A 16,216-nucleotide genomic window follows, 5' to 3' on the forward strand; every position below is an offset into this window, starting at 1 on the left:
ACAGTTCGCGTCACCATGGCAGGCGACAGCTCAGGCGCGGCAGAATAGGTTTCCATCATGACGAGCAATCCGTTCTTCGCCCGGAGCCCGCTTCCGTACGAGTTGCCGGAATTCGCAAAGATCGGTGACGAGCATTATCTGCCCGCGTTCGAGCGGGGGATGGCCGAGCAGCTGGCCGAGATCGATGCCATCACCTCGGAGGTGGAGGCGCCCACCTTCGACAATGTCATCGTGGCGTTGGAGCGTTCGGGTGCGGTGCTGAAGCGGGTGTCGAATGTGTTCGGCAATATTGCGGGTTCGGATTCGAGCGCGCAGTCCGATGCGATCGAAGCCGAGATCTCGCCGCGGCTCGCGGCGCACCGGGATTCCATCCATCTGAATCCGGAGCTTTTCGGCCGGATCGAAACGCTGTACGGACGTCGCGGCGAACTCGGTCTGGACCCGGAGGAATCGAGACTGCTCGAGCTGTACCGCCTCCGGTTCGTCCGGGCCGGCGCCGGTCTGGACACCGACCAGCAGGATCGGTTGCGCGCGATCAACATCGAACTCGCCGCATCGGAAACGGAATTCGGTCAAGCCAACTCGTCGGTTCGTAACGCGGCGACGTTGATCCTGGACGATATCTCGGAACTGGCCGGGCTGGACTCGGGGGCGCTCGCTGCCGCGGCGGAGAATGCCCGTTCGCTTGGGCATACCGGAAAGTGGGCGCTGAGCCTGGATAATGTCTCGAACCAACCCGTTCTCGCCGGACTGACCGACCGTGCGGTGCGGCGACGAGTGATGGCGGCATCGCTGGGGCGTGGGTTCGGTGCCGATGGTGCCAACAGCACCCTGGCAGCACGGATCGCTTCGCTGCGCGCCGAACGGGCCGTGTTGCTCGGTTACTCGGATCATGCCGCATACGCGGTGGCGGATCAGACCGCGAAGACAGTATCCGCGGTCGAGGAAATGTTCGACCGGCTGGTTCCGCCCGCTGTCGCGAAGGCGCGGGGCGAGGCTGCCGAACTCCAGGCGGCGATGCGGGCCGCCACGAGCGAGGATTCCGAACTGCGCTCGTGGGATTGGCAGTTCTGGTCGGAACAAGTTCGCGCCGAGCGGGTTTCGGTGGACGCCGAGGCGCTGCGTCCGTACTTCGAGCTGGAACGCGTCCTGTGGGACGGGGTGTTCTACGCAGCGGAGCAGGTCTATGGGATCACCGTCTGGGAGCGCGGCGATCTGATCGGTTACCACCCGGAGGTCCGCGTTTTCGAGGTGTTCGACGCCGGTGGCGAGCCCCGGGGGCTCTTCCTCGGCGATTTCTTCACCCGCCCATCGAAACGGGGTGGTGCCTGGATGAACGAATTGGTCAGTCAATCCACGCTGTTGGATCAGCAGCCGGTCGTGGTGAACAATCTCAATATCGCGAAACCGGCCGAGGGCGAAGCCGCCCTACTGAGCTGGGACAACGTCAGGACACTGTTCCATGAGTTCGGCCATGCTCTGCACGGGCTGTTCTCGAAGGTGCGCTACCCCTTCTTCTCCGGTACCGAAGTGCCGCGCGATTTCGTCGAATTCCCGTCACAGGTGAACGAGATGTGGATGTCGCGGCCGGAAATCCTGGCCAATTACGCCCGGCACTTCGAGACCGGCGAACCGATGCCCGCCGAACTGGTCGAGCGGATGGACGCCACCGAGAGTTTCGGTGAGGGCTTCCGCACCGTCGAATATCTTGCCGCGGCACTGCTGGACTGGGCATGGCATCGTATCCCGGCCGTCGACCCGCGGTCCAAGGGTCTCGACCCGGACAGTGCCTATGCCGAGGCTTTCGAGGATGCGGCGCTGCGGAAAGCGGGAATCGTGGTCGCCTCGATTCCCCCGCGCTACCGCACCGGATATTTCGCGCATATATTCTCGGGTGGCTACGACGCCGGCTACTACTCGTATATCTGGAGCGAGGTGCTCGATGCCGATACCGCGCGGTGGTTCACCGACGGCGACGCACCGATCCGGGAGAAGGGCCGGCTCTTCCGCCGCGCACTGCTGTCCCGAGGCGGGTCGGTGGACCCACTGGAAGCCTTCGAAGCGTTCCGCGGCCGCGCACCCGAGATCGAACCCCTGCTGGTCCGGCGGGGGCTGACCGTTTGATTTCGGCCAGTCACTCAATCGGGAAATCGTCCAATCCAGGTGTCGAGGCTCGGTAAGAATCTCAACAGATGCGTGGCCACGGCCACCGGCCAGTGGTTCGCCGGCCGGCACGTGAGCTCCGTTGAGAATTTCAACGACGGCGGTCACGTACCGTCATGGGATCGTTTCGCCCAGCGTTGAAACGCGACCCCGGTGGGAACCGGCGCCATTACAGAGCGGTCAACCGGGGCTGAGCGGCGCCGTCGATTGTGGTCCGGCGCGGCTCAGCGGGCTCCGGGATGCGCCTCAGCGTAGAAAGTATGCCGAGAAGGGGCCTCTTGATTCGCGGTTGCTACATGCGTCTCTGTCCGCTAATGATATGCCGTACATGTTGCCGTGTGAGCGCGTGGGCGTAGTGGTCCATTCCCGCTCCGGACGCTTTTCAGGCGATCTGAACTACAATTATATGCAGATTCTATGAATCTTGTTGGGTATATCCCCGTCAGGGCAGCGTACAGGGTGTTTGTGTCCTACCCGAGCACCTTTTCGCAGCATTTCTGCGTCGGCAACTGTGTTTTAACGCTGGCGCCGGACACCGCCGCAACCCATCGCCGGAGTCGGTGTCGCCCTTGTGCGTCTCATCGGCGAACCCACTCGCTGGCACGTCAGGGCCAGGACGACATGCGGCTGCGGCGCCCACGTCCAGCGCGAGCAGGGGCCGTGCTCGGCGTTCGGGTCGAAGCCGTGTCGCTGGCCACGGGGCCGGAACCAATCGAAGATGCTGCTCGCAGGTGACTCGATGTGCTCCTTCGGCTCAGCCGAGTGCTCGCTGGTGTCGCATGCCGCCTGAGTGGGGTTAGGGGTTCGAGTCCCCTTAGCTCCACAGAAATAGCAGGTCAGGACCGGTCAATGACGGGCCTGACTCGTTTCTTGTGTACCCGCCCCCGTTTCCCCCGCTTTGGTTCTCAATTTGCCTGGTGGACGCGTCCTCCGGCGGTTGCAGTCCGGTGACCGGCAGCACCGCTCAGGACTGCTGGCGTAGCGTGACCGGATCGGGGCGACGATGGCATTCAGTGCACACCCACACCGAACGCGGTTGTTCCAGTTGCCGCGTGTATTCGGTACCTGTCAGAGTCGGCGGGGGCAGCCGCGCCTGGGCGGCAGCGCGCGCCACCACGGCAAGGCCGAGCTGGCCGCCCCGGGTCGGGCTCTGTCCCCATCGTCTGTGTCGAACCGGACCATCACATCGGCTGGACTGGTCCTGAATCCGGCGCGTATTCCCGGACCGAGTGAGAGTTCGTCAGCGCGGGCGGCAGCGGGAATGGCCGCGTGCAGCCGGATACGTGTGCAATTCGCACCGCGATCCTCGCCAACATGCCACGACTCACCATGGTGACCCTATGAAGGGATGGCGATAGTGGAGGAAGAGTTCGTGCGCTGACAACGGACCCGGTTACGTGATCTCAGCGAGGCTTCCACCGCACCGTCATACCCACTATTCGAGGGAGATCAGGACAGCATGAGAACCGACACCACCAGGTACAGCAATTTCACCGGCTGGATCGATCGACCGGACGATGTACGGCCCGCCTTGGACGGCGACCTCACCTGCGACATCGCCGTCGTCGGCGGCGGCATGGGTGGAATGGCGACCGCACTGCGCCTCGCCGAGCGCGGCCAGGACGTGGTCCTGCTGGAGTCCGAGTTCTGCGGCTATGGCGCGGCCTCGCGCAACGGCGGTCAGATCGCCGGGGCGCCGGGTGGGGACCTGAGAATGCTCGGGCTGTTCTCCGGCAGCAAGCTGCCGGTCATGGCCAAGCTGGCGGAACACGCGGGCCACTACGTGGAAGACCTCATGAAGACTCATGACATCGACTGCGACTACGTGGCGAACGGTCTGGTGTGGGGTGCGGTCTCTCCCATCATGATGCTCAGGGTCCGCATGCAGGCGGCGATCCTGCGCGCCGCCGGTGGGCAGGGGACCGTCGGCACCAGTGAACAGCTCGGCCTTCCGGCCGGTTTCGTCGGCGGCATGCGAGAGTCCATCGGCGGCATGCTGAACCCGGGCAAGCTCGCTCGCGGTGTGCGGCGCGCCGTTCTCGACTCGTCGGTCGAACTCTTCGAGGAGTCGCCGGTGAGCGACGTGCGGAGGACAGGGGGCATCGTCGAGCTCACGACACCGAACGGCACGGTGCGGGCCGACAAGGTGGTGCTCGCGACCAACGCCTATTCCGGCGAATGGGACATCACGCCCAAGAACCTCTCGGTGCCGCTGTACGTCATCGAGATCGAGACCGAACCCATCGCGCCCGAGCGGATCGCCGAGCTGGACTGGACCAGCCGGTCGGGCATCATCACCCAGCACCAGCTCATGACCCACTACCGGCTCACCGAGCGCAACACCATCGTCTGCGGGGTCCGCCGGGCGGAGCGCGGTCTGAGTTACCCGCTCCCGGATCGGGTTCCGTCCCCCGGCCTCGTCAAGGACATGGCGGCCGACCTGTCCGACCGATTCCCGACGCTGTCCGACGTGTCCATCGCGCGGGCCTGGGGCGGTTGGATCGGCATCAGCGCCGACTGGCTGTCTGTCGCCGGGCAGGTAGGCGACAACGTCTACTACTCGATGGCCTGCAACGGCCACGGCCTCTGTCAGGTGCCGTACGTGGGCAAGATGATCGCTGATTACATCGTCGACGACGAGATGCCGGAGGATCTCGCAGGCATCTGGTCGAACGTCCCGAAGTACCCGGCATCGATGGCATGGATCTTGAGCCCGTTCATGATCCGGCTCACCTGGTGCGTGGACCGGATCAACGACTTCTTCAGCGGCAGCAGGACGCTGGCGCGGCGGAAGCTGCGTCGCCGAGGGCGCGCGAAGCGCTGAGTAGGCGGCGTCGGGGTCAGGCCGTGCCGCGGATCCGGAGGACTGTCAACGCCGTCGCGACTTCGGTCGGCCGGTCGGCGAAGGGGCGGGGGAGGAGTTCGTCGACGCGGACGAGACGCCGGTCGATCGTGTTGCGGTGGGTGAACAGCCGCTCCGCGGTACTCGACCGGTTGAGGCCTTCCTCGACGTAGGTGAGCACCGTCTGATGCAGGACCGGACTCGCGGCCTCGAAGTCGCCGAGGACATCGGTGACGAACTGATCGAGCTGGCCGACATCGGCCGACATCAGGTCGATCATCTGCACGTCCTCGTAACGGATCACGGTGAGGTTCGAGCGGAGCCGCGACAGCAGGCGCTGCGCTGCCGCGGCATCCAGATGCGTTCGCCGGAATCCGTTGGTACCCGGCGCCGCGCGGCCGAGCGCCACGCGAGCGCGGGGGTGCCGACTGAACAACTCCTCGAGCTCCGCCGCGGGCGGAACGGTCTTCGCCGGAATCCACAGCCACTGCGCAGAAGTCCCCGCCACCACGGTGAGTCGACCTCCCGCGCCACAGGCCCGCATCAACTGCTCGCTCGCGGCGTCGAGTGCGTGCGCGTCGCGCTCCGAATCCGTCCACACGACTGCGCCGATGTGCGAGCCGGTCAGCGCGTATCCCAACTGGGCCTCGGCCCTCGCCGGCGCGATATCGGCACCCTGCAGCAGCAATTCGACGGTGGCGTAGCGCTGAAGTTGCGCGCCGCCCGCGAACTCCTCGCGGACCTCGTCGACCTGTTGTGCGAGTGCCGCGATGGCGTCGTCGACGGCGGTGGTCAGTGAACAGGCAGAGACCGCTACGAGCGACTCGAGCTCGTCGAGATCATCGGCCACCCTGAAGCATTCGGCGAGCCACCACCGCCACACGACGTACTGTCCGGCCCGCCACGAGGTGACCTCGTCGGTGGTGAGGCCGCGGAGAACGACATTGCGCGCGTAGGTACGCGTCTCCTCACTGTCCGGTGGCGGGACCCGCACGCCGGGTGCGGCGATGTTCGACGTCAGCCACTTCTTGAGGGCGAAGACGCCGACGCGGTCGCTGGACTCGGCCAGCACAGGGTCCTGTGAGATCGCCAGGTAACGGGGGTCCCGGAGCGTCGCCTCCTCCATGTCGGCCAGAATCTCGGTGTGCCTGGCGAGCATGGTCTCGGCGACGCCGCGGAAGAGCTCGCGTACCCGGTCGGAGGGTACGGGCCACAGCTCGTCGGATGCCACGGTCATTCCACGAACCTCCATCGCTCGCCGTGACAACGAGTATGCGCCGCCGCCCGCCCCGACGATCTCCTCGGCGCGCGCAGGCTCACGAGTCAGTCGAGACCCAGGTACTCGCCGAGCTCGCGGTAGTCGACCTGCCAGAGGCCGGGCGACCCCAGTGGGTACTGGGACCGGAAGCCGAGGATGCGCTGCACGCGCTCGGGCAGGGTCTTTACGACTTCCCGGTCCACAAGGAAGGGGTACGCCTCCTCGCCGACCAGGTAGCCGGGGTTGAAGGCGAACGCGAGCCCGCGGCGGTACTGGTCCGTCGTGACATTGGCACCGCCGCCGTGGACGGTCTTGCCGCTGAAGAACAGCGCGTCGCCGGCCTTCATCGTGGCCGGGATGGTCTGATCCGGGGTGCCGCGGTCCTGGAAGTCCGGCCAGTGATTGCTGCCGGGGATTACGCGGGTGGCGCCGTTGTCCTCGGTGAAGTCGGTCAGCGCGATGAGGAAGTTGAGGGTCACCTCCGGGCCGGCGGGACCCATCCCGACGAACGGGAACCAGTTCTCCAGGTCGCGGTGGAGCATCTGGGCGCGGTTGCCGGGGCCGATCTCGATGACCTGGGCGGTGGTCATCCAGAACGTACCGGACTCCTCGAGGAAGATCGCCTCGCACAACGCGTGCACCAGGTCGTTGTCGATCACCTCGTCCCGGAACAGCTGGCTGTGGGTGACGAGGTTGGTCAGGCGCTTGGTGTTGGCGCCGTGGAACTCGTTGACGATCTCCAGCTCGTGCTTCCCGCCGGGGGCGAGCGCGCCCAGGGGTCCCTCGATCTGGGCGTTGAACCGCGCGACCTGGTCGGCGGTGAGCAGGCCCTCGATGATGACGCCGCCGTCGCGATCGACGATCTCTCGGATCTCGGCGATGTCGGTGGTGTTGCCGACTCGCTGGAGAGTCGCATCGACTGATGTCATGGTGTGTTCCCTTCTGCTGGTGAGGATCTGGGGTTTTCAGTTCGTCTTGGTCATCACGTGCTTGATACGGGTGTATTCCTCGAGTGCGTAGATCGACATGTCCTTGCCGTATCCGGACTGCTTGAATCCGCCGTGGGGCATCTCCGAGAGGACGGGCATGTGGTCGTTCACCCAGACGCAGCCGAAGTCGAGGTCGCGTGCCGCGCGTGCCGAGTGATGGAGGTTTTGGGTCCAGATCGACGACGCCAGGCCGAACTCCACGTCGTTCGCCCACTCGAAGGCCTGGTCGATGTCGGCCGCGCGCTGCACAGTGACGACGGGGCCGAACTGCTCCGCCTGCACGAGCACGTCCGCCTGGCTCGGGTTTGCCACCACCGTGGGCTCGAGGAAGAAGCCGTCGCCGGGCACGGCCTTGCCGCCGGTCACGATGGTGCCATCGGTCTCGGCGAGGACGTCGAGGATGGACTGCCGGTGTGCGGCCGAGATGAGCGGACCCATGTCGATGTCGCCGCCGGCATTCGGATCGCCGACTCGGATCGCCTGGACCGCGGGGACCAGCGCCTCGAGCAGCCGATCGTAGATCCCCGGGGTGGCGATCACCCGGCACGCCGCGGTGCAGTCCTGGCCGCTGTTGGCGAACCCGGCGGTGGCGATGCCCGCGACGACCGCGTCGAGATCGGCATCGTCGAGGACGATGACCGGCGCCTTACCACCCAGCTCGAGATGCGTCTGCGCGACGTGGGCCGCGGCCACCTCGGCGATGTGCCGTCCGGTGCTGGTGTCGCCGGTCAGTGAGACCAGGCCGATACGGGGATCCGCGACCAAGTGGTCGCCGATGTCCGACGCCGACCCCGACAACACGTTGAACACACCGGCTGGGAAGACGTCCTGTGCGAGCGCGGCGATGTAGAGGGCGGTCAGTGGGGTCTGGCGGGAGGGCTTGAGGATGCTGCAGTTCCCGGCCGCGAGGGCCGGACCGAACTTCCAGGTCGCCATGAGCAGCGGGTAGTTCCACGGCGCGATGCCGGCGACGACGCCGATCGGCTCGCGCCGCACATAGGACTCGTAGCCGCGCAGGTACTCGCCGCCCGCGCGTCCCTCCATCGTCCGCGCCGCACCCGCGAAGAATCGCAGGTTGTCCACCGCGAAGGGCACCTCGTCGCGGGCGACCGGGAGGGGTTTGCCGACGTTGCGGGACTCCAGCAACGCGATGTGCTCGGCGTGTTCCTCGATCTTGGACGCCAGGGTCAGGAGCATCTCCGCACGCTCGCCCGGGGTGGTGCGCCGGAACGAGCGGAACGCTCGCGCGGCGGCGGTCACGGCCGCGTCGACGTCCGCCCTTCCGCTGGCGGGAACCCGGGCCAGGACCTCGCCGGTCGCGGGTTCCAGGACATCGAGCAGCCGTCCGGATTCGGCGGCGACGAGTTCGCCGTCGATGAGGTTCTTCGCGCTGTAGGCGCTGGGGTCGAGCATGGTGATCTCCTGTTGTCGGATGCGGTGGAGGTGGTTCTGGAACTCAGCCCGGCGGGTGAGCGATCAGCTGTTGCCCGAGCTGGAACTTCTGGATCTTTCCCGTGGCGGTCTTGGGGAGCGTCGCGAACTCGATCCGGTCGGGGACCTTGAACTTCGCGAGGCGATCGAGCAGGTGGGCGCGCAGGTCGCCGCTGCTGAGCTCCGCGCCCGGGCGGAGGGAGACGAACGCCGCGGGGCGCTCGCCCCAGTGCTCGTGGGGAACACCGACCACCGCGGCCTCGAGGACCGCGGGGTGCTCGAGGATCGCGCGCTCGATCTCGATGGAGCTGATGTTCTCCCCGCCGGAGATGATGAGGTCCTTCGCGCGATCGCGGATCTCGATGTACCCGTCGGAATGTCGAACGGCGAGATCCCCGCTCCGGAACCATCCGTCGGGCACCGCCGCCGCGGTGGCCGCGGGGTCGCGGTAGTACTCGGCGGTGACGTTGTTCCCCCGCAGCACGATCTCGCCGATCGTCGTCGCGTCGGCGGGCACGTCACCGCCGGCCTCGTCCACCACGCGGACACCGCCGGTGATGATGTTGCCGACGCCCTGGCGCGCGTTGAGCCGATCGCGCTCGGCCTCCGGCGCCGCGTCCCACACGCGGTCCCACTCGTTGATCACCGCGGGCCCGTAGGTCTCGGTCATGCCGTACAGGTGGGTGACATCCAGGCCGCGGGTGCGGGCCCGCGCCAGGAGTGCGGGTGCCGGTGGGGCGCCGCCGGTGGCGACCCAGACCTTCCGGGGCGAGATCGTCACCGAAGGAGCTGAGGTGATGGTCGAGATAACGGTCGGGGCAGCACACATATGAGTGACCCCGGCGTCGTCGATCACCTCCCAGATCGCGTCCGCCTCGACCCTGGGCAGGCAGACGTGGGTCGCTCCCGCCGCGGTCACCGCCCACGTGAAGCACCATCCGTTGCAGTGGAACATGGGCAGAGTCCACAGGTAGACCGAGTTGAGGTCCATGCCCGAGTGGAAGGCCATCGCCACGGACTGCAGGTAGGCGCCGCGGTGGGTGTACACCACGCCCTTGGGCTTCCCGGTGGTCCCGGAGGTGTAGTTGATGGCGATCGGTGCGAGCTCGTCGTGCGACGAGACGTCCACCGGCGCACCGGAGGACACGATCGCCTCGTACTCCTCACCGCCGGCGACCACCGTCATCGGACTCCCGGCCAGCGCGACAGCCTCGAGCGCGAGGGAGGTCAACGGGTCGGTCGCGATCAGTACCCGCGCCCCACTGTGATCGAGGATGAAGGCGATCTCCGTCGCGCTGAGCCGGGCGTTGAGCGGCACCAGGACGCCTGCGGCATAGGGGACCCCGTAGTGGGCTTCGAGCATTTCGAGGGTGTTGTGCGAGAGCACCGCGACCCGATCACCCGGCTGGACGCCGCGGTCGACGAGAGCGCCGGCGAGGCTGCGACAGCGGTCGTGCAGCCCGCGGTAGGTGAGCGTGCGCGGGCCGTCGACGACAGCGGTCCGCTCGCCGTGGACGGATGCTGCGCGGTCGAGGAATCGCACCGGAGTCAGCGCGGAGAACGCGTGTGTCACAGCGGCCCCGCCTCGGCCAGGTGGGTGCCCTTCGACGCGATCCGCGCGACCGGGAGGTCGCCCATGGAGAGGAATCCGCGGGGGGCGTCGACGACCGCGGTCGCGACGTTCACCGCTGCCGCGATCGTGCTCACGAACGATTCGAACCCGACGGGTGAGGACAGCTCGATCACCTGGTCCGCCCCCTCGATGCGGTAGTCGTCGCCCGTGCTCACCGGGTCGCTGCCGTCGAAGAAGCCGAACATGATCTCGAGGTCGATCACCGTTCGACCGCCCACCGTGCCGCGCGCGGCGTGGGTGACAGCGGCGATCTCACCCGGCTGAATGACGACGTGGTCTCCGGTCCGGACGGTGTCGCTGACCATGCTGGGGGAGACCCGGTCGACGACGATTGCGTCGAGCGACCACCCGAGACCGGCGGCGAGCGCGGTGATGGCCTGCTCGAAGCCGTAATGGCCGATGACCGCTCCGGACGCCTGCGCACCGTCGAACCGCGCCGGCGTGAGCCCGAGGCCGAACTTGGACAGGATCGCGCCGTAGCGCGACATGTTCGTTCGGCGGCGGATGACGATCCGCTCGACGCGCTGGGTCAGTGTCGTCAGCAGGAGCGGGAGTGTGTCCATCAGGACGCCGGGGTTCGCGCCCGTACCGAGGACGGTGACGCCGTTGGCCTTCGCGGTCTCGTCCAGGCGGCGCGCGATATCCGGGTGGCTGGACCACGGGTAGGACAATTCTTCGCAGATGCTCATCACGTTGTACGACCGTTCGAGCAACGGCACGAGGGTGTCCACGACCAGGCCCAGGTCCGAGGTCGTGGCCACGATGGCCAGGTCGGCCGCGGGAAGACGGGAGGGTTCGTCGATGACGGTGACCCCGCTCGCGCCGAGTCCGGCGAGGGTACCGAGGTCGGCGCCGACGACGGCGGTGTTCCGGTCGGCCGCGCCGACGATCTGCACGTCGGTGCGCCGCAGGAGGGATGCGGCCATGGCGAGCCCGGTGGCGCCGAGGCCGACCATGACGATCGTGTGAGTCAAAGGTCTTGTCCTTCAGTGAGAATGGTTGCCGGGGTCGACGGCGGCTACTCCTGCGTTCCCGCTGTCGGTCGGAGTCGTCCCATCACGGGTCCGAGGGCGAGGGAGCCGACGAGCAGGACGATGATTCGTCGGTCCTGATGGTCATGTCTTCCTTCATGGGATGGTTTGCCGCACGGCCGCGGTCAGGGGATCAGCAGCTGGCGCAGCTGGGCACCGCCGGCGAGATCCGACAGGGCCTGCGCCGCCTCGTCGAGCGGCCTGCGGGCGGTGATCAGCTCGTCGAGGAGAAGTTCACCGGTCATGTACAGGTCGACGAGCTTCGGGATGTCGAACTGCGGCCGGATGCTGCCGTAATTGGAACCGAGGATCCGCGCGTCCATCTCGGCGAGCGCGAGCGGCTCGAAGGAGGCCGTGGCGCCCGCGGCCGGGAGTCCGACGACCACCGCCGCACCGCCCAGACCGAGCGCGCGGATCGCGGCCTCGGTGGTGGTCACGTGCCCGATCGCGTCGAAGGCGAAGTCCACCCCGTCGGGCATCAGGTCGCGCAACGCGTCGACCGCGTTCGCACCGTCGAGACCGATCGCGTCAGTGGCGCCGAAGGTCTTCGCGAGCGCGGCTCGTTCGGGGGAGAGATCGACGGCGACGATCCGCTCCGCACCCTGCAGGCGGGCGCCCTGGACGATGTTGAGTCCGACTCCGCCGCAGCCGATCACCGCGACGGTGGATCCGGCCGTCACCTCGGCCGTGTTGACGACAGCACCGACGCCGGTGGCGGCGGCGCACCCCACCAGCGCGATGGCGTCGAGTGGCGCGTCGTCGCGGACCTTGATCGCGCCGGTCGCGGGGACGACGACCTCCTCGGCCCATGAGGACACTCCGAGGTAATGGTTGACGCGCTGTCCACCACGGCTGAGCCGGCTGGTTCCGTCGAGCAGGCTGCCGGTCGCGTTGATGACCGTCGCAACCTGATGGCAGCGGGTCTCCCGTCCGGCGAGGCATGCGCGGCACTCCCCGCAGTAGGGGTTCCACGACAGCACGACGTGGTCGCCCACTGCGAGGTGCGTGACACCCGGGCCGACTTCGGTGATCACACCCGAGCCCTCGTGACCCGGCACCAGGGGCGCGGGGACCTCCCACTCACCTCGGACTAGGTGCAGTTCCGAGTGACACACCCCCGCCGCCGCGATCTCGACGCGGACCTCGTTGCGCCGGGGCGCTGCGAGTTCGATGTCCGCGATCTCGACGGACGCGTCCTGGTGGGTGAACAATGCGGCGCGCATGACTCGACTCCCTTGCTGGGCACTGTGATCGGCGGAACCGCGCACAAAACGTTCCGTAGGGCGGTCGGCGGCTCGACTGCTGAAACGATGTGGCGTGGATCTCACTGTGACGGTTCGGTGGGCGCATCGGCCACAGCATGTTCCAACCATTTGCCCGGAGAAGCGGTGCAGATTGCACTCCGCGCACACGTCGCTGCGCGGTGCGAGCCGGGAGGGGTGAGATTTCCACCACCGCCCCTCACAAGACGCTGAGATTCGCTGTGGTGTGCGCCACATCCGGACCGGCAGCCTGAATACATCAGGACACGCTCGGCGCAGGAAGGAAGCGAAGGATGAGCAACACAGCACCCGGCCCGGAGTACTTCGACGTCGTCATCATCGGCGGTGGAATCTCGGGTATCGGCGCCGCGACGTACATCACCCAGGCGTTCCCCAACAAGAAGGTGGCTCTCCTCGAAGGTCGCGATTCCATCGGAGGCACATGGGACCTGTTCAAGTATCCCGGCATTCGCTCCGACTCCGACCTGCACACCTTCGCGTACGAGTTCAAGAGCTGGAAGGACGAGAACGCGATCGCCGACGCGCCGCTGATCCTCGACTACCTCGAGGAGACCGTCGAGGAGTACGGCCTCGCCGATCGCATGCGTTACCGGCACAAGGTGGTCTCGGCCGCATGGTCCAGCGATGACGCCCAGTGGCTGCTCAACGTCGACGTGACGGAGGCCGACGGCACCGTGCGCCGCGAGGTCGTCAAGGCAGGCTGGGTGTTCGGCGCCACCGGCTACTACGACTACGAGAAGGGCTTCACCCCGGAGTTCCCGGGCCGCGAGGACTTCACCGGCGACATCATCCATCCCCAGCACTGGCCCGAAGGCTACGACTATTCAGGGAAAAAGGTCGTCGTGATCGGCAGCGGCGCCACCGCGATCACGCTGATCCCGTCGATGCTGAAGGGCGACGGCGCGGCCGCGCATGTCACGATGCTGCAGCGCACACCCACCTACATCCTGACCCTGCCGCGAGTGGACGCCCTCGGCCTGAAGCTCACCCGCCTGCTGGGCGAGCGCGGCGGCTACCTGGCCACGCGGTGGAAGAACATCCTCACCGACTGGACCATTGTCGAACTGCTGACCCGGTTCCCCACCGCTTCCCGCCGCTTCATCCGCAGCGTCAACGTCAAGGAACTGCCCGCCGGCTTCGACGTCGACAAGCATTTCAATCCGCCGTACAACCCGTGGGAACAGCGCCTCTGCCTCGCACCCGACGGCGACTTCTTCCAGTCCATCCGCGACGGCGGCGCCTCGGTCGTGACCGACCGCATTCGCCGGTTCACCGCCACCGGGATCGAACTCGAGTCCGGCGAGCACCTGGACGCCGACGTCATCGTCACCGCGACCGGGCTGAACCTGCGCCTCTTCGGCGGTATCGACCTGACGGTGGACGGGCGCCCCGTCGACCTGCCCAACTCCGTGGTGTATCGCGGCATGATGCTCTCCGGCGTGCCGAACTGGATGAACGCGATCGGCTACACCAAGTCGTCCTGGACGCTCAAGATCGGACTGCTCGGCAAGAGCATCATCGAGCTGCTGCGCCACATGGACACCCACGGCTACGACACCGTTGTCGCGCACGCACCGACCGGCGTCGGCACCCGCTCCATGCTCGACCTCGAGTCGGGCTACATGCAGCGCGCGAGGAACGATCTGCCGCGCCAGGGCGATGCCATGCCCTGGAAGACGGAGAACGTCTTTCTCGACGACCGGAAGATGTACCGCGGCTCCGTGATCGATCAGAACCTCCGGTTCAGCTCACGCCTCGGGCGCGAGCTCTGCGGCCGCACCGTCGCAGAAGAGGCACGCTCATGACCATGACCGCCCGGGCTCTCGCGCCCGCACAGGCGCCCGCCGCGCTGAGCGTGGCCGAGCGGCTCCAGCGCGCCGCGTTCACCGCCCTCGGCAGCATCTCCGGCGGTCTGCTGCGCCGGGTCGCGCCGCGGGTGGTCAACGCCGACGGCGATGTGATGGCGCCCGAGATCGCACTGCTGCTCCAAGCCTCCGCGGGCGCCGCGGACTTCAGCGACGGCACCCCGGAGGAGGCGCGCGCGATCGTCGCGAACGACTCGCGGGTGTTCGCCGACAAGGCGCCCGCGGGCGTGCGTGTCGAGCCGGAGATCGTGATGCCGACCGGCCTGCGCGCGACCCTGTATCGGCCCGCGGCACCGTCGAATGCCCTGGTCCTGTTCCTGCACGGCGGAGGTTTCGTCCTGAGCAGTCGCCAGGACTACGACGTGCCCGTCCGTTTGATCGCGGACGGTGCGGGCGTCAACGTGCTCTCGGTCGAGTACGGCCTGGCGCCGGAATCCCCGTTCCCCGGGCCTGTCGACGACGCGGTCACCGCTTGGCGGTTCGCCGTCGAGCACTGCACCCAGTGGGGGATCGACCCCGCGCGGATCGTGCTGCTCGGCGACAGCGCCGGCGGCAACCTCTGCGCCGTGCTGGCCAATATCGTTGCGGGCGAGGAGATTCGGCCCTTCCTACAGGTGCTCATGTACCCGGTCGTGGACGCGGTGGGGAGATACGCCTCGAGGATGGAGTTCGCCGGAAGCACCGCACTGTCGGCCAAGCAGATCGACTGGCTGACGGACCTGTACCTGCCGGACCGGGTGGACGGACTCGACCCGCGGGTCTCGCCGATGCTCGCGGAGGACCTGTCCGGCGCGCCTCCGACGCTGATCACCGTGGCCGGTTTCGACCCACTCCGCGACGAGGCGCTCGCGTACGCCGCGCGCATCGAGGAGGCCGGCGTCCCGGTGCGCGTCTTCCGTGAGAGCGGCCTCGTGCACGGCTACGTCTCGATGACGCGCATCAGCCCCACGGCCCGCGCTGCGCTCGAACGGGTCACCGGCGCTATCCGTACCGCACTCGAGGAGTCCCGATGAGCACCACGCGCATGATCCTCGTCCTGCTCGCCGACCTCGCGATGGTCGGGGCAGGCTTCTACTACGGCATCAAACTGCTGCGCGGCTTCCGCAACTTCCTACTCGGTCTCGAATGGGTCGTGATGGCGGTGTCCGGCGTGAACGTGCTGTACCTCGCCGCGATCAACGTGGACCACGAGAGCCTCAGTTACCACGTCATGGTCTTCTTCGACGCCTTCTCCCGGTCGTTCGGCATGACGGTGATCCTCGTCCTCGGCATGATGGCGGTGACCCACCGATACCGCCCGACCTGGGTGGTAGAGGCCCTCGCCATCTCGGCCGGCATCGCGGTGGGCATCGACCGTGCCCTCGAACCCCGGCCGGTGGAACCCGGCTGGGCGATCTTCTACCTCGTGATGAACCTCGCCGCCGCACTGTTCATGTTCGTCTACCTGGTGCCGAAGCTGTGGCGCGCGGGCGACCGCGGCAACGCGACGTGGGTGGCGCTGGGCGCCGCGCTCGGCGCCTACGTGGCCGTCATCTACGACTACTTCCCGATCCCCGGCGACGACGCGGATCACACGCTGTTCTACATCATCTCGCTGACGATCTGGGCACTGATGATCGTGACCTTCTCGCGCGGCTACCTCGCCCTCGAACGGCTCAACGCGCAGGCGGACGCGCGCACGTCGGCTCCGGACGCGGCATCGCCCTCCGCTCGGTGATCAA

11 protein-coding genes are annotated in these 16,216 nt (G+C 67.3%); 5 read left to right on the forward strand and 6 right to left on the reverse strand.

Annotated elements, in window-relative coordinates; genetic code table 11:
* Window positions 1-57: 57 nt before the first annotated feature.
* Both IG75_RS0101350 and IG75_RS0101355 read left to right on the forward strand, forming a co-directional pair.
* Window positions 58-2,124, forward strand: a complete 2,067-nt coding sequence (locus IG75_RS0101350; protein ID WP_036512043.1) for a M3 family metallopeptidase — start codon at window positions 58-60, stop codon at window positions 2,122-2,124.
* 1,498 nt (window positions 2,125-3,622) lie between these two features.
* Window positions 3,623-4,987 (forward strand): NAD(P)/FAD-dependent oxidoreductase, encoded by a 1,365-nt coding sequence (locus IG75_RS0101355; protein WP_030519270.1) that lies wholly within the window; start codon window positions 3,623-3,625, stop codon window positions 4,985-4,987.
* A gap of 16 nt (window positions 4,988-5,003) precedes the next feature.
* Here IG75_RS0101355 and IG75_RS0101360 read toward each other — a convergent pair whose 3' ends face one another.
* From IG75_RS0101360 to IG75_RS0101385, 6 genes are all read right to left on the reverse strand, one after another.
* Complete coding sequence (locus IG75_RS0101360; protein ID WP_373863729.1) at window positions 5,004-6,242, reverse strand: PucR family transcriptional regulator; 1,239 nt, start codon at window positions 6,240-6,242, stop codon at window positions 5,004-5,006.
* A gap of 86 nt (window positions 6,243-6,328) precedes the next feature.
* Window positions 6,329-7,192, reverse strand: coding sequence for a phytanoyl-CoA dioxygenase family protein (locus IG75_RS0101365; protein WP_030519272.1), 864 nt, complete (start codon window positions 7,190-7,192; stop codon window positions 6,329-6,331).
* A gap of 36 nt (window positions 7,193-7,228) precedes the next feature.
* Entirely contained in the window at window positions 7,229-8,665 is a 1,437-nt protein-coding gene (locus IG75_RS0101370) for a gamma-aminobutyraldehyde dehydrogenase (protein ID WP_030519273.1), read from the reverse strand.
* A 43-nt stretch (window positions 8,666-8,708) separates the two neighbouring features.
* Window positions 8,709-10,256 (reverse strand): AMP-binding protein, encoded by a 1,548-nt coding sequence (locus IG75_RS0101375; protein ID WP_030519274.1) that lies wholly within the window; start codon window positions 10,254-10,256, stop codon window positions 8,709-8,711.
* Window positions 10,253-11,290 carry a dihydrodipicolinate reductase gene (locus IG75_RS0101380; protein ID WP_081876565.1) on the reverse strand — a complete coding sequence of 346 codons (1,038 nt, stop codon included), beginning with the start codon at window positions 11,288-11,290 and terminating at the stop codon, window positions 10,253-10,255. Before IG75_RS0101380 ends, IG75_RS0101375 begins: the two co-directional genes overlap by 4 nt.
* A gap of 182 nt (window positions 11,291-11,472) precedes the next feature.
* Window positions 11,473-12,570 carry an alcohol dehydrogenase catalytic domain-containing protein gene (locus IG75_RS0101385; protein ID WP_030519276.1) on the reverse strand — a complete coding sequence of 366 codons (1,098 nt, stop codon included), beginning with the start codon at window positions 12,568-12,570 and terminating at the stop codon, window positions 11,473-11,475.
* 332 nt (window positions 12,571-12,902) lie between these two features.
* Between IG75_RS0101385 and IG75_RS0101390 the strand changes: the two genes are divergently transcribed.
* Genes IG75_RS0101390 through IG75_RS0101400 form a run of 3 tightly spaced genes read left to right on the forward strand, consistent with a single transcriptional unit; the run spans window position 12,903 to window position 16,212 of the window.
* Window positions 12,903-14,435 carry a flavin-containing monooxygenase gene (locus tag IG75_RS0101390; protein ID WP_030519277.1) on the forward strand — a complete coding sequence of 511 codons (1,533 nt, stop codon included), beginning with the start codon at window positions 12,903-12,905 and terminating at the stop codon, window positions 14,433-14,435.
* Complete coding sequence (locus tag IG75_RS0101395) at window positions 14,432-15,508, forward strand: alpha/beta hydrolase (RefSeq protein WP_156058566.1); 1,077 nt, start codon at window positions 14,432-14,434, stop codon at window positions 15,506-15,508. The genes IG75_RS0101390 and IG75_RS0101395 overlap by 4 nt, the downstream gene beginning before the upstream one ends.
* Window positions 15,505-16,212, forward strand: coding sequence for a hypothetical protein (locus tag IG75_RS0101400; RefSeq protein WP_030519279.1), 708 nt, complete (start codon window positions 15,505-15,507; stop codon window positions 16,210-16,212). The genes IG75_RS0101395 and IG75_RS0101400 overlap by 4 nt, the downstream gene beginning before the upstream one ends.
* Window positions 16,213-16,216 lie beyond the last annotated feature (4 nt).

Source organism: Nocardia rhamnosiphila NBRC 108938, assembly GCF_000720425.1.
Taxonomy (GTDB): Bacteria; Actinomycetota; Actinomycetes; order Mycobacteriales; family Mycobacteriaceae; genus Nocardia; species Nocardia rhamnosiphila.

Excerpts from the sequence above, each read along its gene's own strand:
- IG75_RS0101365 (WP_030519272.1), bottom strand. The coding sequence starts at position 7,192 with ATGACATCAGTCGATGCGACTCTCCAGCGAGTCGGCAACACCACCGAC.
- IG75_RS0101395 (WP_156058566.1), top strand. The coding sequence starts at position 14,432 with ATGACCATGACCGCCCGGGCTCTCGCGCCCGCACAGGCGCCCGCCGCG.
- IG75_RS0101400 (WP_030519279.1), top strand. The coding sequence starts at position 15,505 with ATGAGCACCACGCGCATGATCCTCGTCCTGCTCGCCGACCTCGCGATG.
- IG75_RS0101360 (WP_373863729.1), bottom strand. The coding sequence starts at position 6,242 with ATGACCGTGGCATCCGACGAGCTGTGGCCCGTACCCTCCGACCGGGTA.
- IG75_RS0101385 (WP_030519276.1), bottom strand. The coding sequence starts at position 12,570 with ATGCGCGCCGCATTGTTCACCCACCAGGACGCGTCCGTCGAGATCGCG.
- IG75_RS0101370 (WP_030519273.1), bottom strand. The coding sequence starts at position 8,665 with ATGCTCGACCCCAGCGCCTACAGCGCGAAGAACCTCATCGACGGCGAA.
- IG75_RS0101355 (WP_030519270.1), top strand. The coding sequence starts at position 3,623 with ATGAGAACCGACACCACCAGGTACAGCAATTTCACCGGCTGGATCGAT.
- IG75_RS0101390 (WP_030519277.1), top strand. The coding sequence starts at position 12,903 with ATGAGCAACACAGCACCCGGCCCGGAGTACTTCGACGTCGTCATCATC.
- IG75_RS0101350 (WP_036512043.1), top strand. The coding sequence starts at position 58 with ATGACGAGCAATCCGTTCTTCGCCCGGAGCCCGCTTCCGTACGAGTTG.